Genomic DNA, 1,844 nt, shown 5'->3' on the forward strand with positions numbered 1-1,844 from the left:
GGGTGTTTGGGGGCTGCCGGATTATGAGGGTCGGTCTCCGCTTCACTTCAGCCGCATGTTCTCCGAAGTAAACACGAATTGGAGGGAGCGCCATTGCTCATAGCTTTCCGCAGGCAATGGAAGGCCCTTGCTACCGCACCGGAGGATGGCGCGACGCGCGGCCTCGAAAGCCTGCCGCGCCGCGCCTTCCGACCCTCCCTCATACCCGATCATGCGTATTGAGCCGCCTTCGGGAGTGCCGCTCTGCGTCATGTTCACGCCGACAGTCACGATGACCCGTTGTGCCTCCGATGACAGTGAGCCCGCGCTCCAGCAAGATTGCACCGCGACGCGAACTGCATCCTTTTCTCCGCTCGTCAGTGGTCGGCCGGATGATGCAGGAGGCGCCGATTCCGGCGGCAGTGAACTGGAGAGCGCATCCTTATCTTCGGCACCGCGACCGTCCTCCGTGGACTTCGAGCCGAAATCTCCTCGCAGATAACTTAGGGCAAAGACCCCCATGGCCGCGTCGAGCGTCGAAGCCGGAGAGTTGTCCGAAAGGGTCGAGCCGTTCACCCACTCGGCTTTCTCTCCCGTCAATTTGCTGCCCTGGCAGTAAACCTGTCCGACGTGCTTCTCACCATTCAGAAGGAGACGATACCGAAGGACGGGACCGCGTTCGTCCTCCAGCGTCTGGACGGAGGAGAACGGCATGATGTTCACGACCAGACGCGTCGCATTGGCAGCGCTCTGAAGGACACTTAGGCATCCGGCCTCAGACGGGAAATCCTGCCCCTTCGCGGTGATTTCCTCGAACTCTTTCGCAGCATTTTTCGCGGCCTCCGCCGCGACCTCTCCTTGCTCCAGAGCGGCTTGGCCCATCGCAATGGCGGCGCCCGGCGAGATGCCCTGAGCACCAACCGGCGAGGCAAGCATTGCTGTCGCGAGCAATAGGGCTGATCGGCGCATCATTGCTTCGCCCCCAATGCCACGCCCAGCCCGGCCGCAACCTGTCCGCTTTCGAGGAACTGGATGCCTTGAGCTTCGAGGGCCTTGCGGATTGCTTCGACGGTCTCATGCCGACCGGAAACCAGCCCCTTGGCGGCATCCATCCTTTGGATGGTCGGATAGCTGATACCTGATGCTTCGGCCAAGTCAGAAGCCGTCCAGCCGAGCAGGGCGCGGGCGGCGCGGATTTGTTCACCGTTCACTGTTCACCTATAGAAAATCTATCAACCATGATAGAAAGTGTATTGATATGCAGTCTATCTCGATGTATAGATAATCTATCACAAGAGATAGAGCAATCGCCATGACCTACGACCGCTCTGCCATCATGAAAGCCGCCTGGACCATCGTGCGCCGCTTTGCCGGTTCGCGGGAGCCGCTGCGCCAGAAGCTCGCCCGTGCGCTGCGCTACGCCTGGTGGGACGTGAAGCGGTTGCTGCCATCGCTGCAAGTGTCGCGGCGGAACTGGCGCTTATCGCCACCACGGCCCGCCCGTCTGAGGAAGTCCGCGCGGAAATCTTCCTGATCGAATGCAAGGACCGGCTGGAACCCTGCGACTGGCGCCGCCTCGATGCCTTGCGCGCAGAGTTGCGCGCCACTGTCTGACCCGCGCTCCGGCGCCCCCAATCCCTGACCATCGCTCTGGAAAGGAGCCTGACGATGACGAACCCCATTCAGGGGAACGGCCCCGCTGCCGCCCTTCACGAAATCCACGACTGCCTCGCGCTGGCGCTGGACGCAACCGAAAGCCGCCATCCGCTGCCGCAGCCGATCCGGGAGGCCCGGAGCTACATGCGGGCCGCGCTGCGCCAGACGCGCAACCTGATGAACGGCGGTGCGGCATGACCATGCGATAT

The 1,844-nt window shown here is 62.2% G+C and carries 4 protein-coding genes; 2 read left to right on the forward strand and 2 right to left on the reverse strand.

Going from position 1 to position 1,844, the window contains the following annotated elements:
* Positions 1 to 42: 42 nt before the first annotated feature.
* Both CDV49_RS16580 and CDV49_RS16585 read right to left on the reverse strand, forming a co-directional pair.
* Complete coding sequence (locus tag CDV49_RS16580; protein WP_088216519.1) at positions 43 to 951, reverse strand: hypothetical protein; 909 nt, start codon at positions 949 to 951, stop codon at positions 43 to 45.
* Positions 948 to 1,190, reverse strand: a complete 243-nt coding sequence (locus CDV49_RS16585; protein ID WP_088216520.1) for a helix-turn-helix domain-containing protein — start codon at positions 1,188 to 1,190, stop codon at positions 948 to 950. The genes CDV49_RS16580 and CDV49_RS16585 overlap by 4 nt, the downstream gene beginning before the upstream one ends.
* Before the next feature lie 101 nt (positions 1,191 to 1,291).
* Here CDV49_RS16585 and CDV49_RS20295 point away from each other — a divergent pair, with 101 nt between their 5' ends.
* Positions 1,292 to 1,513, forward strand: a complete 222-nt coding sequence (locus CDV49_RS20295; protein ID WP_143413189.1) for a hypothetical protein — start codon at positions 1,292 to 1,294, stop codon at positions 1,511 to 1,513.
* Positions 1,514 to 1,647: 134 nt separating this feature from the next.
* Positions 1,648 to 1,833: a hypothetical protein gene (locus tag CDV49_RS16595; RefSeq protein ID WP_088216522.1), complete on the forward strand. Its 186-nt coding sequence runs from the start codon at positions 1,648 to 1,650 to the stop codon at positions 1,831 to 1,833.
* Positions 1,834 to 1,844: the final 11 nt, after the last annotated feature.

Source organism: Haematobacter genomosp. 1, assembly GCF_002196855.1.
Lineage (GTDB): Bacteria > Pseudomonadota > Alphaproteobacteria > Rhodobacterales > Rhodobacteraceae > Haematobacter.